Below are 15,606 nucleotides of genomic sequence, written 5' to 3' on the forward strand. Positions count from 1 at the left end.
GAAGGGATGTTGTCCATCGGGCCGGGCCGGTAGAGCGAGACGAGCGCGATGATGTCGCCGAAATTGGTCGGTCGCACGGCGGAAAGCGTGCGCCGCATGCCTTCGGATTCCAGCTGGAACACGCCCACCGTGTCGCCCTTCTGGAGCAGGGCATAGACCGCCTCGTCGTCCCAGGTCAGCGCGTCGAGGTCGACGTGGATCCCGCGCTTGTCCAGCAGGTGCAGGGCGCGCTTCAGGACGGACAGGGTCTTGAGGCCGAGGAAGTCGAACTTCACCAGCCCGGCGCCCTCGACATATTTCATGTCGAACTGGGTCACCGGCATGTCGGATCGCGGATCGCGATACAGCGGCACAAGCTGCGCCAGCGGCCGGTCGCCGATCACCACGCCGGCGGCATGGGTGGAGGAATGGCGCGGCAGGCCCTCCAGCTGCATCGCCAGATCCAAGAGGTGACGCACCTGATTGTCGTTGGCGTATTCGCGGTGCAGCTCCGCCACGCCGTCGATAGCGCGCTTCAGCGTCCACGGGTCGGTCGGGTGGTTGGGCACCAGCTTGGCGAGACGATCGACCTGGCCATAGCTCATCTGCAGCACGCGCCCGGTATCCTTCAGCACCGCGCGCGCCTTCAGCTTACCGAAGGTGATGATCTGCGCGACCTGATCGCGCCCGTATTTCTCCTGCACGTAGCGGATCACTTCGCCGCGCCGCGTTTCGCAGAAGTCGATGTCGAAATCCGGCATGGAAACGCGTTCCGGATTCAGGAAGCGCTCGAACAGCAGGCCGAGCTGCAGCGGATCGAGATCGGTGATGGTCAGTGCCCAGGCGACCGCCGAGCCGGCGCCGGAGCCACGCCCCGGCCCCACCGGTATGTCGTGGGACTTCGCCCATTGAATGAAGTCGGCAACGATCAGGAAGTAACCGGGGAAGCCCATCTGGATGATGACATCCAGTTCGAAGTCGAGCCGCTTGCGATATCCGTCCTGCCACCCTTCCGGCAGCGGGTCGGTTGCCAGTTCCTCGATCCGCTTCAGCCGGGCGGTCAGCCCCTCGTGCGAGCGTTCGCGCAGCATTGCCGCCTCGCCTTCGCGGTCGCCGGCCAGGCTGGGCAGGATCGGCTTGCGCTTCGGCGCGGCGACGGCGCAGCGCTTGGCAACGACCAGAGTGTTCGCGATCGCCTCAGGCAGATCCTCGAACAGGGCGCGCATAGCGTCTGCGGGCTTCATCCACGCGTCTGGCGAACTGCGCGGGCGATCGTCGCTTTCGACATAGGTGGAATTGGCGATGCACAGCATCGCGTCATGCGCCTTGGCGAAGGAATGTTCGGCGAAGCAGCAGGGATTGGTCGCGACCAGCGGCAGATCACGCTCATAGGCGAGGTCGATCAGCGCCGGCTCCGCGCGTTCCTCGATCTCCTCGCCCCGGCGGACCAGCTCCACATAGACGCGGGATGGGAACAGCGCGTCGAGCCGCTCGGCATAGGCGCGCGCCCGTGCCGGCTGATCCTCCGCAAACAGCCTCGCCAGGGCGCCCTCGCCGCCCGCCGTCAGCGCGATGAGCCCGTCGGTGCGCCCGGCCAGCGCCGCAAAGTCGACGTGCGGCGGCAGGTCGATCGGGCGATCGAGATGCGCGGCGCTCACCAGCCCGCACAGATTGTCGTAGCCGCGCTCGTCCTGCGCGTAGAGCGCGAGCCAGTCGACGATCGGCGCAACGCCGTCCGGCATGTCGGGCCGCGCCACGCCAAGCATCGTTCCGATCACCGGCTGCACGCCCTCGCCAAAGGCGGCGTCCGAAAAGGCCATGGCCGCATACAGGCCGTTGCGGTCGGTCAGCGCCGCGGCGGGAAAGCCCAGCTTCGCCGCCTGCTTCGCGATCGCCTTCGGATCGATGGCTCCGTCGAGCATCGTGTAGGACGAGAAGATGCGAAGCGGTACGAACCCGGAATGCGGCATCATCTTCGCCTACCCGCCACCGCGTGATTCGACCAGCGGAACTGCGCCACAACCGATCCGTTTCGAGGCGAATGGACGGGAGGCTGCACAATGACTGACATGGGCCGTGAACATGTGGCGACGACGGGTGCCGGCTGGGGGTGGATCATCGCTTATGGCGTGCTTTCCGCGCTGTTCGGGCTGGCAGCGCTGCTCTGGCCCTTTCCGGCGACGATCGCGGCCACCTTCGTCATCGGCATTGCCTTCACGGTCTCCGGCATCTTCTCGCTGATCGCCGGGCTGCGCGGCGCCGGCGCGGAGAGCCGGGGTTATTCGATCCTGCTCGGCGTGCTGTCGATCGTGGCCGGCGTCATCATGATCGCGCGGCCGCTCACCGGTGCGATCTCGCTGACCATCGTCGTCGCCGCCTGGCTGCTGCTGCGCGGCGCGCTGGAAATCGTGCTCGGCTTTCGCATGCGTCGCCGCCGCTGGCTGATGCTGCTGCTGGGCGTCGTCAACATCCTCCTGGCCTTGCTGATCATCGGCACCGTGCCCTTCTCGGCGCTGACGCTGCCGGGCTTCATCCTGGGCGCCAGCTTCCTGTTCGGCGGCGTCACCGCGATCATGGCGGGCATGGATCACCGCTCGGGCGCGTCGGCCTTCACCTTTCCGGATTGAGCCCGACGCGTTTGCGCTGAGCCCGTCGAGGCTCGTGCCGGGAACTGTCGCCTACAGCAGCTTCTCGATATCCTTGCGGATGTCCTCGGGCTTGGTGGTCGGCGCATAGCGATCAACCACCTTGCCGTCGCGATCCACCAGGAACTTGGTGAAGTTCCACTTGATGGCCTTCGAGCCCAGGACACCGGGCGCATCGCTCTTGAGTCGTTCGAACAGCGGATCGGCCTGTGCGCCGTTGACTTCGATCTTGGCGAAGACGGGAAAGGTCACGTCATAGGTCAGCGAGCAGAAGTTGGCGATTTCCGCCGCACCGCCGGGCTCCTGCGCGCCGAACTGGTTGCAGGGAAAGGCCAGCACTTCGAAGCCGCGATCGGCATAGTCGCGGTGGAGCGCCTCCAGCCCCTCATATTGCGGCGTGAACCCGCATTTCGACGCCGTGTTGACGATCAGCAACACCTTGCCGCGATATTCCTCCAGCGAGGCTTGCCCCCCGTTCGACGCCTTGACCTGGAAGTCGGTGATCGCGCGCATTGCCCTCTCCTTTGCTCGACGGAGGGAGGTTTCGCGCGATATTTGATTGCGCGCAAGGGAATAACACCATTCAGGGGCGGAGCGTTGCGGCGCTCAGGTCAACACGCCATCGTGCAGCCGCACCACGCGGTCCATCTTCGCCGCCAGCCGCTCGTTATGCGTCGCGATAAGCGCCGCCGAGCCTTCACCGCGCACCAGCCGCAGGAACTCCGCCAGCACCCGGTCCGCCGTGCCTTCGTCGAGGTTGCCGGTCGGCTCGTCGGCGAGCACCAGCGCCGGGCGATTGGCCAGCGCCCGCGCCACCGCGACGCGCTGCTGCTCGCCGCCCGACAATTGGCTGGGGCGGTGCGTCAGCCGGTGCCCCAGCCCCAGCGCCTGCAGCAAGGTGGTGGCGCGCGCCTCCGCCGCGTCGCGCTCCGCACCATGGATCAGCTGCGGCAGCACGACATTCTCGATCGCGTTGAAATCGGGCAGCAGGTGATGGAACTGATACACGAAGCCGAGGTGATCGCGCCGCACGACCGTGCGCCCGTGCGCATCCAGCCGCGCCGCCTCCGCGCCGGAGATCTCGATCGACCCCTCGAACCCGCCCTCCAGCAGGCCGACCGCCTGTAGCAGCGTCGACTTGCCTGATCCGGACGGGCCCAGCAGCGCCACGATCTCGCCCGGCGCGACTGACAGTTCCACGCCGCGCAGCACGTCGATGGTCTCGTCGCCCTGGGTAAAGCTGCGCGACAGGCCGCGCGTCTGCAGAACCGGCGTCACGACAGCACCCCATTGCAACGCCCTGCGCTCACGCGGCGACTATTCATAACGCAGCACCTGAACCGGATCCGTGCTGGCCGCCTTATAGGCCGGGTAAACGGTCGCCAGCAGCGTCATCAGCGCGGTGATGAGGACGATCGCCACGATCTCGACCGGATCGGGCTTCGACGGCAGCTCGGTCAGGTAGCGGATCGAGGGATCCCACAACTCCTGCCCGGTCACGAACTGGACGAAGTTCACCACCGCCTGCCGATAGAACAGGAACACCGCGCCCAGGATCAGCCCGGCGACAATCCCCAGCGCGCCGATCGTGACGCCAACCGTCATGAAGATCCGCATCATCGCGCCGCGGGTCGCGCCCATGGTGCGCAGGATCGCGATGTCGCGCGTCTTGGCGCGCACCAGCATGATCAGCGAGGAGGCGATGTTGAACGCGGCGACCAGGATGATGATGCACAGCACCACGAACATCGCGACGCGCTCCACCGCCAGCGCCTCGAACAGTTGCGCGTTCATCTGCCGCCAGTCGCTCACCACCGCAAAGCGGCCGACCTTTTCGGCAAGCGGCGCCAGGATCTGGCCCACCCGGTCGGCGTTCACCGTATCCAGTTCGATCATGCCGACCGCATCGCCCAGCAGGAGCAGCGTCTGCGCATCCTCCATCGGCATGATCACATAGGCCTTGTCGAAATCATACACGCCGATCTCGAACACGGCCGCCACCGTGTAATTGACGTAACGCGGCACCGTGCCGAACGGCGTGGTCTGCCCGGCTGGATTGATCAGCGTGATTTCGGACCCGACCGTCGCCCCCAGCGATTCGGCCAGCCGCGAGCCGAGCGCCACGCGGTTCGAGCCTGGCGTCAGCGAACTGATCGTGCCAGTGATCACCTTGCTGCCGATCGTCTGGTTCGACCGCAGGTCCTGCACGCGCATCCCGCGCACCAGCACCGCCTCGACCCGGCCGTTATAGGTGGACATCAGCGGCTGTTCGACCAGCGGCACCGCGCTGGTCACGCCCGGCGTCGTCTCCGCCTGGCGCACCACGTCGCGCCAATCGGTCAGGCGGCCGCCGATGCCCTGCACCACGGCATGGCCGTTCAACCCGACGATTTTGTCGAAAAGCTCGGCCCGAAAGCCGTTCATGACGCTCATCACAATCACGAGCGCCGCCACCCCCAGCATCACCGCGCCGAGGCTGAAACCAGCGACGAGAACGATGAAGCGCTCGCCGCGCCCGGGAAGCAGATAGCGCCGCGCGATCATTCGTTCGTAGCGCGACAGGATCATGGCTCGCGTCTATCGGCGGCTTCGCACACTGGCAACGGCGCTGTTGCGAAATAATCACAGAGCAGCAGCAATCGGTTTAGCTGGCGTTCATTTTCATGGACGACCCATCCGGAACGACCTAGCAATTACCGTACTGGCACACAGGCAAAGGCCGTGGTTCGGGGACGCTTCCAGCTCCGCTTCATAAATGAGGCGCGCGGGCGGAAGCACAAGGGGGCTGACGAGCAATCGTCACGCAGGCGCCCGGGTCGGAAACGATCCGGGCGTTTGCTTATCCTAAATCAAGAATCAGCTTCGAAACAGCAATTTGCGCCCAAAGAATGCGGCCAAAGTCGCTCGGCGTCGTTGTCGCAAGCATCGACAACTGGGCACCTTCCATGAACGGCAAAGCGGCGATTCTCGTCATTGATCTGCTCAACACCTTTGATTTCTCGGGCGGCGAGAAATTGAAAAAGGCTGTGGCTGAGATGGTGGAACCGTTTCAGTCTCTTCGCGCGCAAGCGCGCGCAGCCGACGTGCCGGTCATTTTCGTCAACGACAATTATGGCCGCTGGCATGACGAGCCGAGCGAACTCATCGCCTTTGCGCGCGGGCAGAAAGGCGGGGAGCTGATCGACCAGGTTCGCCCGCAACCCAGCGACTATTTCGTCATCAAGCCCGAATCTTCCGGCTTCTACGCCACTACACTGCCCGCCCTCCTGCCGCGGCTCGGCGTGTCCCGATTGGTCCTGACCGGCATCGCTGCGGATATCTGCGTCCTCTTCACCGCGGCGGACGCGCACATGCGGGAATATGATCTGTGGGTGCCGCGGGATCTTGTCGCCTCCCAGCATGAGGAGCGCGCACAATGGGCGCTCGAGATGATGGAAAACGGCATGAGCGCCGATGTTCGGCCCACCAGCGAGCTCGCCCTGGCCGATTGGTTGGCCAGCGAACCCAAGGTCTACACGGGCCGCGCCAGCTGAGCCGCTGCAACGTCGTGTCGCTTGCCACGTTCATGGCCCATGAACCGGCTTTCCCCTGATCAAGACGACGCCCGATACATTCGCCGGTTGTTCCTGACATTGGGCGTCATCGCGCTGGCCGCGACGCTGTATTTCACGGGCGACCTGCTGATCCTCGCCTTTGGTTCGATCCTGGGCGCCATCGTCATTCACGCGCTGGCGGAGATCTTCGAGGATCGTTTGCGCCTGTCTCCCAAGCCTGCGCTCGGCGCCGGGATCTTCACCGTCCTTGCCCTCATCATCTTTCTCGGCTGGCTGTTCGGCGTCGAGTTCCGCACGCAGGTCAATGTTCTCGTCACTCGCCTGCCCGGCATTCTGGCGGAAATCGGCGCGCAGCTTTCGACATCGCCGGTCGGGGCGAAGGTGGTGGACGCGGTCCGATCGGCCTTCGCCGGCAGCCGTGTCGCACAGGATATCGGCGGTCTTGCCGAAGGGGCAGGACAGTTCGTCCTCAACGCCCTTCTCGTTCTCGTCGGCGCGATCTTCTTTGCCGTCGATCCGAAGGTGTATGAACGTGGCTTCCTGCTGCTCATGCCGCCTTCGAAGCGTGCGGTGCTGGAGGATGCTTTGCTGGACACGGCATCCACGCTCCGTCTCTGGCTGCGCGCGCAGCTCATCCAGATGACCAGCATGGGCGTGCTCGTCGGTCTGGGGCTCTGGCTGGTCGGCGTCCCGTCCGCGCCGGCGCTTGGCCTGCTCACCGGCCTCAGCGAGTTCATCCCCTATGTCGGCCCGCTCGCCGCGATGGTCCCGGCGCTGGGTCTCGCCGCCACCCAGTCGCTTCATCATGTCCTGCTGACCGTTGCAGTGTTTGCCGTTGTTCGTGTCGTTCAGACCAATTTCATCACGCCATTCGTCACCAGCCGGGTTGTTGCCATCCCGCCCGCCGTCACGCTCTTCGCCATTCTGGCAATTGGCGCCGTGTTCGGGCTGTTCGGCCTGTTCTTCTCGGCAGCAATATTGGTCGTGATCTATACGCTGATCCGCAGCCTGTATCTTCGCGATACGCTTGGCGAAGACATTCCCCGCACCCGCCACCGTACCTTGTTCGATGCTGCCGGTTCTCCGCGGGACTTGCCCGGAACCATGGATTAAGCGTCTGTTTACCTTTTACGTTCACTTGTGTTTTGGTTAATGGATCGGTTGGGGCGTGACGGGGTGCCGCGCATGCTCGCAAACGGGAGAATGACGGATGCGCGTGCTGCTGATCGAGGACGAGCCAACGACCGCAAAGGCCATCGAGCTGATGCTCTCTGCCGAGGGCTTCAATGTCTATTCGACGGATCTGGGCGAAGAGGGTTTGGACCTCGGCAAGCTCTACGACTACGATATCATTCTTCTCGATCTCAACCTGCCGGACATGCACGGCTATGAGGTGCTGAAGAAACTGCGCGTGGCGCGGGTTTCCACGCCAGTGCTGATCCTGTCCGGCGTGAACGAGATGGAATCAAAGGTCCGCTCCTTCGGCTTCGGCGCGGACGATTACGTCACCAAGCCGTTCCATCGGGAAGAGCTGATCGCCCGCATCCAGGCGGTGGTCCGCCGGTCGAAGGGCCATTCGCAGTCGGTGATCCGCACCGGCAAGCTGTCGGTCAACCTTGATGCCAAGACGGTGGAGGTGGACGGCGCACGCGTTCACCTGACCGGCAAGGAATATGCGATGCTGGAGCTGCTTTCGCTCCGCAAGGGCACCACGCTTACCAAGGAAATGTTCCTGAATCACCTTTACGGTGGCATGGACGAGCCTGAACTGAAGATCATCGACGTCTTCATCTGCAAGCTGCGCAAAAAACTCAGCATGGCTTGCGAGGGCGAGAATTATATCGAGACCGTCTGGGGCCGCGGCTATGTTCTGCGTGAGCCCGATGAGGTTCCGGCAAAGGTCGCCTGATCCTGCTCTGATCTACCGAGCACGGCCGCGGATGTCGGGGGGCTTTCCGCGGCCTCTTACCTGAACCCGTGTCGCACACCAGCGACGTGTTCCCGCCTTCACGCCCGTCTGACACAGCGACGATTGTCGTGGCTGTGAACGGACGGCCTGTGCAAGCGGCAGTCGAACTGCGCCCCCACCGAACTTCCATGGGGGACCATATGACGAAAATTGCTCTTCTGCTCGGCGCTGCCGTGTTCGCCCTTCCGGCCAGTCCGGTATCTGCCGCACCCGAGCCAGCGCGGACCACAGTCGCGAGCCCGGGCTGCGACGAACAGCCCTGCGCCGCGCGCAAACCCGCAACCTGCATCGTCGATGCCTCGCGCGGCGTCATCGCCAATTGCCAGCACTCGGCCGCCGCCATGGAGGAACTTGGCCGACGTCAGCTCGATCTGCTGATCGCCGATATGAACTGAGCAGGCAGGTCAGCGTCTGGCGCCGATCCACGGTCGCTGGATCGTTCTCGGAGGAAGCGAGCCGCTTGCGCGACTACCCTCGTCACCTCATGCCGTGCTTTAAAGAACAGCCTCCAGCAACAGGTCTGGCGAACGTACCGGCATCATAGAAGACCCGCGAAGAGGGGACACCAGCTCACCGACGTGCGCGATGCTTCGCGACCAGTTGCTGCAGGTGCGCGTGCAGCCCCGCTGCATTGGCGCTCCAGGTGAAGCGCGTTGCAAGGCTGCGGGTCGCTTCCGGTGCCGGGGGATCCTGCAGCAGATCGGCGATCGCTTCCGCGAAGGCCGCCGGCGTGCGCGGCACGACCCGCCCTGCCGCCGGGTCAGTCACCACCTCGCGCGCGCCGCCGGCTTCGGTGATCACGATCGGGGTGCCGCACGCCAGCGCTTCGACCCAGGCGTTGGCCAGTCCTTCCGATTCGGATGCCAGCGCCATCACGTCGGCAGCCGCCAGCAGCCGAGGCAGATCGGCATGGGGCACGGCGCCGAGCAGCCGCACGCGATCCCCGAGGCCGGCGCGATCGACTACCGCCTCGATTGCGCCCCGCGCCGGGCCCTCCCCGGCGATCAACAGCGACACGCCGGGCAGTCGGGCCAGCGCCTCGACGACGATCTCATGTCCCTTGCGCTCGATCAGGGCACCGACGCAGATCACGAGCGGCCCCTTGATGCCAAGCGCGTCCTTTGCAGCGCTGCGGTCCAGGGGTTTGAAGCGGTCGAGATCGACGCCGGTATAATGAAGGCCGATCTTCTCCGAATGCAGGCCGATCTTCGCCATATCCATGCGCATCGCGGCCGAAACCGCCAGAAGGCCGTCCGCCGCCAGGCCGGCCTCGCGGACCTGCGCCGCCGTTGCGGACTGCCGACCCCAGAAGTGGATGTCGGCGCCCCGGGCCTTGATGGACACCGGCACGTCATACCGCCGCCCCAGCGCCACGGCCGCCGGACCGTCCGGGAAGAAGAAGGACGCGTCGATCACGTCAAACGGAGATTTCTGACGCATATCGTCCAGCAGCGGGATCAGGGAGCGCTTCAGAGCGGATACATGAAACCGTCCGTAAGTGCCTGGCAAGACGGTGAAAGAGGGCCGACAAACCGGCAACCCCTTCCACGTCTCGCTACCCGGAAGATCGGTCAGCTTTCGATAGTGAGGCAGCATCCGCAAGGGCCAGGGCGGCAGCCCGACCGGCGCCACGACGCGCACCTCCACCCCCGGCTCTGCGGCCAGCCCAAGCGTCTGTCGCTCGACAAAGATGCCGAAATTGGGCCGGGTCGAATCCGGAAACAGGCTGGAAAGCGTCAGAACGCGAAGCATAACGCCCCTGTATCGCGCCGCCGGTTAAAACGAGATGCCAGTCGAGAGATAAATCCCCGAACGATGGCATTCCGCCGAACCTGCTGCTAATCCATCCCCATGGCGCACGCGCATCACGGCCACGGGCACCATCACGGCCATAGCCACGATCATGGCCACCATCATCACCCTGCCCCGCCGGATCGCTGGGATCGCGCCTTCGCGATCGGCATTGGGCTTAACCTTGCCTATGTGATCGCCGAGGCAAGCGCCGGCCTATGGACCGGCTCGGTCGCGCTGCTGGCCGACGCCGGCCACAATCTGTCGGATGTTCTAGGGCTTGCCGTCGCCTGGGCCGGCGCGGCGCTGGCACGCACGCCGCCGTCGAAGCGCTTCACCTATGGATTGAAGGGATCCACCATCCTGGCAGCGCTGGCCAATGCCGTGCTGTTGCTGGTGGCGCTGGGCGCCATCGCGATTGAGGCCGCGCAGCGCTTTACCGAGCCGACCCCGGTGCCGGGACTGACCGTCTCTGCCGTCGCGGCCGTCGGTATCGTGATCAACGGCGTGACCGCCTGGCTGTTCGCCCGCGGCCGCGAGGGCGATGTGAACATTCGCGGCGCTTATCTCCACATGCTCGCCGACGCCGCAGTCTCGGCCGGCGTGGTGCTGGCGGGTCTCGGGATCTGGCTGACAGGCTTTGGCTGGATCGATCCGGTCGTGAGCCTCGTCATTGCCGCGCTGATCTTCTGGCAGACCTGGGGATTGCTGCGCGAAACGGTGGAGATGAGCCTGGCGGCCGTGCCGCGCGCGATCAACTATGATCGGGTGCGCGATTCACTGGCGGCCCTGCCGGGGGTGGCCGCAGTACATGATCTTCACATCTGGCCGATGTCGACTACCGAGCCGGTGCTGACGGCTCATTTGCTGATGCCAGGCGGCCACCCCGGCGACGCCTTTCTGAACGACGTGCAGCACATGCTGCATCACGATTTCGGGATCGGGCATGCGACGCTCCAGGTGGAGACCGGAACCGGCAATTGCGTGCTGGAGCCAGCCACCGCGGTATAGGGGTGAGGCCCAGCCGATAAGGCGTCGTGCCGGGTCGATTGCAGACCCAGCTTCAGTAGACCCGAGCCACCGCGAATTCGACCGCCTCGATCATCGCGTCCTTGGCCGGTCCGTCGGCAAACGGCGCCACCGCATCAATCGCCCGCTGGCCGTAATGCCGGGCCCGGGCGATCGTATCGTCTACCGCGCGGCTGGAGCGCACCAGCTCCACGGCATGCGCGAAATCGGCATCGCTATCCCTGCGTCCCTCCACGGCGTCCTTCCAGAACTGCCGCTCTTCCGCATTGCCGCGCGCATAGGCCAGAATGACAGGCAGCGTCATCTTGCCCTCGCGGAAGTCATCCCCCGCATCCTTGCCCATGGTGCCCGCATCGGAGGTATAATCGATCGCATCATCGACCAGCTGGAATGCGATACCGAGATTGCGACCATAGGCATCCAGCGCCGCTTCCTCGCTCTCCGGTCGATCGGCAACTACCGCAGCGATGCGGCAGGCGGCCGCGAACAGCGCCGCAGTCTTGGCGTTGATGATCTCGAGATAGCGATCCTCGCCCAGATCGACGCGACGCGCGGCAGTCAGCTGATTCACCTCACCCTCGGCAATGACGGCGCTGGCGTTCGACAGGATCCTGAGCGCGCTGAGGCTTCCTGATTCCACCATCAACTCGAATGAGCGGGAGAAGAGGAAGTCGCCCACCAGCACGCTGGCCGGATTGCCCCAGATGATATTGGCGGTTCGCTTGCCGCGACGCAGGTCCGACCCGTCGACCACATCATCGTGGAGCAAAGTGGCCGTGTGGATGAACTCCACCGCCGCGGCCAGGCCGTAATGGCGCGCGCCATCATAGTGCAGCAGCCTTGCGCTCGCCAGCGTGAGCATCGGACGCATCCGCTTGCCGCCGCTGGCGATCAGATGGCCGGCGAGTTCGGGAATCAAGGGGATCTGCGATTGCATGCGATCGACGATCGCAGCGTTGACCTGATTCATGTCGTCGGCGACGAGGTGAATCATCGGATCAAGCGAAGGCTGATGGCCGGCAAGGCGGTGGACGGTAGCGCTCATCTCCAACTGCCTCTACGGACGCAGGCGCAAGGCCGCAATGGGAGGGCGCGAATGGCGGACGAGGTGTTGAAGGGATATCGCAAGAGCATCGACAATATCGATGCGGCGCTGGTCTGCCTTCTTGCCGAGCGGTTCAAGGTCACCCAGGCCGTGGGGCGCTACAAGGCGGAAGCCGGCCTGCCGCCCGCCGATCCGGGCCGCGAGGACCAGCAGATCGCACGGCTTCGCGCGCTTGCGGAGGAAGCCGAGCTGGATCCGGAATTCAGCGAGAAATTCCTGCGCTTCATCATCGATGAAGTCATCCGGCACCATCAACAGCTTCAGGGCTGATCAGCCTCCCCCTCCTACGGCGCAGAAGGGGGAACATGATCACTTGCCGGTGAATGCGGCCGGGCGCTTTTCAAGGAAGCTGGCCATTCCTTCCCTGAAGTCCGCGCTCTGGAACAGCGGCAACAGCTGCAAATAGACGTGCTGCACATGGGTATCGAAGGTTTCCTCCATGCCCATGCGCATCAGCCGCTTAGCGCCCTGCACTGCCATGGGTGCGTTCGCCGCAATCTCCAGCGCCAGTTCGCGGGCGCGCGCAGCGACCTGGTCGGCCGGCACCACCTCGTTGACGAGGCGCTCCTTGAGGCAGTCCTCCGCCGAAAGCGTGCGGCCGGTGAAGACGATCTCCGCCGCCTTGGCCCAACCGATCATGCGCGGCAGGAACCAGGTGCCACCCGATTCGGGCAGCACGCCGCGCTTCACGAACGCCGCGGCAAGCTTCGCTTCCGACGCCATGACCCGGATGTCGCAGCCGAGCGCCAGGTCCATGCCATAGCCCGCTGCCGAACCGTTGAGGGCGGCGATCACCGGCTTGTCCAGCGCATGGAGCACCGTAGGCGGCGTGTTGCGCAGGTCGATCGTCGCGCCGAAGGTGGCCGACGAGGAGCCGATCCCCTCGCCCTTCTGAGCCGCATTGAGATCAAGCCCGGCGCAAAAGGCCCGTCCCGTTCCGGTGAGTACGATGACACGTACGTCGCGGTCCTCGCCGGCCTTCACCAGCAGGCGGGTTAGCTCGTCCAGCATGGGGCCGGAAATCGTGTTCATCCGCTCCGGGCGGTTCAGCGTCAGCGTCGCGACGCCTTCGGAAACCTCATAGGTTACGTCTTCGCTCATTCTTCCTCTCCCCTCACGCGGCCCGCGCCATGCGCGCCACCGTCGCCTCATATTCCGCCATTGTCTCGTCGAAGATCTGCGCGACGGGCTTCACGTCGCGAATGCGGCCCGCCACCTGGCCGGTCAGCGCGATGCCGGCCTCCAGATCGCCACCGAAATAGACCGCCTGGGTATCAGCGAACTCGCCAAAGATGTTGGGCGTGCCTTCCTTTTCGATGCGCGTCGTCCGGTCGGTGCGAAGCGCGCGAAGCGCCGGGCCCGGGCCGCTGCGGTTGAGGAACACGGTGTCGGTCGAATCCGCCTCGACGATCGCCGTCTTCCAGTTTTCGTGCACCGGGCTTTCGGCGGAGGAGAGGATCCGCGTGCCCATCAGCACGCCCTCTGCACCGAGCGCGAAGGCGGCGGCCATCGTCCGCCCATCCATGATCCCCCCGGCGGCGACGACCGGCACGTCCACTGCCTCGACCACCTGCGGCACCAGCACCATGGTGGAAACGTCCTTGGCGTTCTTGAACCCGCCGCCCTCGCCGCCCTCGACAATCAGCCCGTCGACGCCGGCCTCCACGGCGCGCAGGGCGCCGGCAAGGCTGGGAACGACATGGAAAACGGTAAGCCCGGCCGCCTTCAGCATGCCGGTATATTTCATCGGATCACCAGCAGAGGTGGTGACGAAGCGGATACCCTGATCGATGACGAACTGGACGATGCCGGGATCGCGCACAAAGGCCTGTGCGACATTCACGCCGAACGGCTTGTCGGTCAGCTCGCGCATTTTGAGGATCTCTTGGCGAACCGCCTCAAGATCGCCCGACGAGGTTTCGATGATTCCCATGCCGCCGGCGTTCGACACGGCCGAGGACAAGTGAGATCGGGCGATCCAGCCCATGGCGGCCTGGATGATCGGTTTCTCAATTCCGAGCATCTCGGTGACGCGCGTCTTCAGCGCCATTTCGCTCTCCCGCTTCTTATCGATTCGAAGATCGGGTTCGCACGAGCGGCGCCTAGGCGCCAGCCCCTTTCAAACAGTGAGTGCGAGAAGCGCGAAAGTCGCCAACCAGTGCGTGCCCATATAATGATCGGCCAGATGCGGCAGGCTTGCGGCGAGGTGATCGTCCGCTGCTGCGGCGGCGACAGATGCGATTGGATGGGCCGGCAGCGCAGCGGCGATCGAACGCCAGCACCAGGCACGGCTGAGGTTCAGGCCATCGAGATGCGCGATCTTCCCGTCGCTTCGGTCGGAGACAAGGGCGGGCGTGAACAAGGTGCGCGGCGCACCCAAGGCCGCTTCGGGCAGGAAGGCTTCGAACCAGCCGGCGAACTCATCGCCGAGCACCCGGCTCATCAGCAGCGCCTCCGAGAGCGCGGAGGAGAGAAATTCGTCACCGCCCGGCTCCCAAGCCTGACACGCGCGATCCTCACCAAACCAATGGCGCGCCCGCGCATCGATGAGCGAGACTAACGCCGCGTCGTGCTCGAGGCCCCAATCACGTGCCAGCGTCAGCGCAAAGGCGGTGTTGAAGTGGGTGCCGACGCGAATCGGATAGGTCAGCTTCGGTAGATGCTGGTGGAAGCGTTCGGCGAAGGCGCGCGCAAGCGGTTCCAGCGCGTCACCCCAGTCCGCCTTGTGCCGCACCGCCTCGCCATGCAGCGCCAGTGCCCACGCCCAGCCATAGGGTCGCTCGAATCCGGCGGCATAGGGACGGGCGAGCACCGCCAGTTCGCCCGCGACCTTCTCTGGCACCAGCATCTCGTCCGCACGGTCGCGGATATCACTCGCTTCGGCCAATTCCGGGAACATGCGCGCGATGGTCAGCAGCTGCCACCAGCCATGCACGCAGCTGTGCCAATCGAAGCTGCCGTGAAAGATCGGGTGAATCTCGTGCGGCTCGCGCAGGTCCTCCGGCCCGTTCAGCACCTGATCGAGCTTGTAGGGGTAACGCTGACCGACATGGCCGAGCGTGAGCCGGGCAAAGCCGGCGGCGATCTCAGGCTTCAAGGTCACGCGACGATCCACCACAGCAGGAGAAGGTTGAACACGAGCAATGGCAGCGCCGTCGGCACTTGCGCGCGGATCACGCCGTTGCGGTCCTTCAGCTCGAGCAGCGCCGCCGGCACCAAATTGAAGTTCGCCGCCATGGGCGTCATCAGCGTGCCGCAGAAGCCGGCGAGCATGCCGACGGCTGCGACCGGCGCGGGATCGGCACCATAGTTTTGCACCAGCAGTGGAATGCCGACCGCCGCTGCCATCACCGGAAAGGCGGCAAAGGCGTTGCCCATCACCATCGTGAACAGCGCCATGCCGAGCCCGAAGGCGAGCACGGCGCCAAGCACGCTGCCCGTCGGGATCGCGACACCGACGAGGCGGCCGACCACCTCTCCAACGCCAGCGAGCGCGAAAACGGCGCCGAGGCTCGCCAGCATCTGCGGCAGCGC

At 65.0% G+C, this 15,606-nt stretch carries 17 protein-coding genes; 7 read left to right on the forward strand and 10 right to left on the reverse strand.

Annotated elements, in window-relative coordinates:
• Nucleotides 1–1,949 (reverse strand): DNA polymerase III subunit alpha (gene dnaE, locus AX702_RS07995; RefSeq protein WP_156455404.1); only part of this gene is annotated, 1,949 nt, incomplete at its 3' end.
• A 90-nt stretch (nucleotides 1,950–2,039) separates the two neighbouring features.
• On the opposite strand from dnaE, the gene AX702_RS08000 reads away from it, so the two are divergent.
• Nucleotides 2,040–2,606: an HdeD family acid-resistance protein gene (locus tag AX702_RS08000; protein ID WP_066778343.1), complete on the forward strand. Its 567-nt coding sequence runs from the start codon at nucleotides 2,040–2,042 to the stop codon at nucleotides 2,604–2,606.
• A gap of 51 nt (nucleotides 2,607–2,657) precedes the next feature.
• On the opposite strand, the gene AX702_RS08005 is transcribed toward AX702_RS08000, so the two are convergent.
• The 3 genes from AX702_RS08005 to AX702_RS08015 all read right to left on the reverse strand — a co-directional run bounded on the left by AX702_RS08005 (nucleotide 2,658) and on the right by AX702_RS08015 (nucleotide 5,192).
• Nucleotides 2,658–3,137 carry a glutathione peroxidase gene (locus AX702_RS08005; RefSeq protein ID WP_066778345.1) on the reverse strand — a complete coding sequence of 160 codons (480 nt, stop codon included), beginning with the start codon at nucleotides 3,135–3,137 and terminating at the stop codon, nucleotides 2,658–2,660.
• 93 nt (nucleotides 3,138–3,230) lie between these two features.
• On the reverse strand, nucleotides 3,231–3,902 hold the full coding sequence (locus AX702_RS08010; protein ID WP_066778347.1) for an ABC transporter ATP-binding protein: 672 nt from the start codon (nucleotides 3,900–3,902) through the stop codon (nucleotides 3,231–3,233).
• Nucleotides 3,903–3,941: 39 nt separating this feature from the next.
• Complete coding sequence (locus tag AX702_RS08015) at nucleotides 3,942–5,192, reverse strand: lipoprotein-releasing ABC transporter permease subunit (protein WP_066778348.1); 1,251 nt, start codon at nucleotides 5,190–5,192, stop codon at nucleotides 3,942–3,944.
• A gap of 377 nt (nucleotides 5,193–5,569) precedes the next feature.
• Between AX702_RS08015 and AX702_RS08020 the strand changes: the two genes are divergently transcribed.
• From AX702_RS08020 to AX702_RS08035, 4 genes are all read left to right on the forward strand, one after another.
• On the forward strand, nucleotides 5,570–6,157 hold the full coding sequence (locus AX702_RS08020; protein WP_156455405.1) for an isochorismatase family cysteine hydrolase: 588 nt from the start codon (nucleotides 5,570–5,572) through the stop codon (nucleotides 6,155–6,157).
• Nucleotides 6,158–6,196: 39 nt separating this feature from the next.
• Nucleotides 6,197–7,291, forward strand: a complete 1,095-nt coding sequence (locus tag AX702_RS08025) for an AI-2E family transporter (protein ID WP_066778349.1) — start codon at nucleotides 6,197–6,199, stop codon at nucleotides 7,289–7,291.
• 97 nt (nucleotides 7,292–7,388) lie between these two features.
• The gene (ctrA, locus tag AX702_RS08030; RefSeq protein ID WP_066778351.1) at nucleotides 7,389–8,087 is read left to right on the forward strand and encodes a response regulator transcription factor CtrA; all 699 of its coding nucleotides are present in this window, start codon (nucleotides 7,389–7,391) and stop codon (nucleotides 8,085–8,087) included.
• A gap of 200 nt (nucleotides 8,088–8,287) precedes the next feature.
• A complete protein-coding gene (locus AX702_RS08035; RefSeq protein ID WP_066778353.1) occupies nucleotides 8,288–8,542 on the forward strand; it encodes a hypothetical protein in 255 nt (84 codons plus the stop codon).
• A 175-nt stretch (nucleotides 8,543–8,717) separates the two neighbouring features.
• On the opposite strand, the gene AX702_RS08040 is transcribed toward AX702_RS08035, so the two are convergent.
• Nucleotides 8,718–9,899, reverse strand: a complete 1,182-nt coding sequence (locus AX702_RS08040) for a glycosyltransferase (protein WP_066778354.1) — start codon at nucleotides 9,897–9,899, stop codon at nucleotides 8,718–8,720.
• A gap of 99 nt (nucleotides 9,900–9,998) precedes the next feature.
• Here AX702_RS08040 and AX702_RS08045 point away from each other — a divergent pair, with 99 nt between their 5' ends.
• On the forward strand, nucleotides 9,999–10,949 hold the full coding sequence (locus AX702_RS08045) for a cation diffusion facilitator family transporter (RefSeq protein WP_066778355.1): 951 nt from the start codon (nucleotides 9,999–10,001) through the stop codon (nucleotides 10,947–10,949).
• A 52-nt stretch (nucleotides 10,950–11,001) separates the two neighbouring features.
• On the opposite strand, the gene AX702_RS08050 is transcribed toward AX702_RS08045, so the two are convergent.
• The gene (locus tag AX702_RS08050) at nucleotides 11,002–12,012 is read right to left on the reverse strand and encodes a polyprenyl synthetase family protein (RefSeq protein ID WP_066778357.1); all 1,011 of its coding nucleotides are present in this window, start codon (nucleotides 12,010–12,012) and stop codon (nucleotides 11,002–11,004) included.
• 51 nt (nucleotides 12,013–12,063) lie between these two features.
• Here AX702_RS08050 and AX702_RS08055 point away from each other — a divergent pair, with 51 nt between their 5' ends.
• Nucleotides 12,064–12,342, forward strand: a complete 279-nt coding sequence (locus AX702_RS08055; RefSeq protein WP_066778359.1) for a chorismate mutase — start codon at nucleotides 12,064–12,066, stop codon at nucleotides 12,340–12,342.
• Between the two features lie 39 nt (nucleotides 12,343–12,381).
• Here the strand turns inward: AX702_RS08055 and AX702_RS08060 are convergent, their stop codons facing one another.
• The 4 genes from AX702_RS08060 to AX702_RS08075 all read right to left on the reverse strand — a co-directional run.
• Nucleotides 12,382–13,173 carry an enoyl-CoA hydratase/isomerase family protein gene (locus AX702_RS08060; protein WP_066778361.1) on the reverse strand — a complete coding sequence of 264 codons (792 nt, stop codon included), beginning with the start codon at nucleotides 13,171–13,173 and terminating at the stop codon, nucleotides 12,382–12,384.
• Between the two features lie 13 nt (nucleotides 13,174–13,186).
• Nucleotides 13,187–14,122 (reverse strand): NAD(P)H-dependent flavin oxidoreductase, encoded by a 936-nt coding sequence (locus AX702_RS08065; protein ID WP_066778363.1) that lies wholly within the window; start codon nucleotides 14,120–14,122, stop codon nucleotides 13,187–13,189.
• A 69-nt stretch (nucleotides 14,123–14,191) separates the two neighbouring features.
• Complete coding sequence (locus tag AX702_RS08070) at nucleotides 14,192–15,175, reverse strand: DUF2891 domain-containing protein (protein WP_156455406.1); 984 nt, start codon at nucleotides 15,173–15,175, stop codon at nucleotides 14,192–14,194.
• Nucleotides 15,172–15,606: 5-oxoproline transporter, DUF979 family subunit (locus tag AX702_RS08075; RefSeq protein ID WP_156455407.1), on the reverse strand; the 435-nt coding region annotated here is incomplete at its 5' end. The genes AX702_RS08075 and AX702_RS08070, both read right to left, overlap by 4 nt.

Origin of the sequence: Sphingomonas sp. CCH5-D11, from assembly GCF_001557395.1 — a bacterium.
Lineage (GTDB): Bacteria > Pseudomonadota > Alphaproteobacteria > Sphingomonadales > Sphingomonadaceae > Sphingomonas.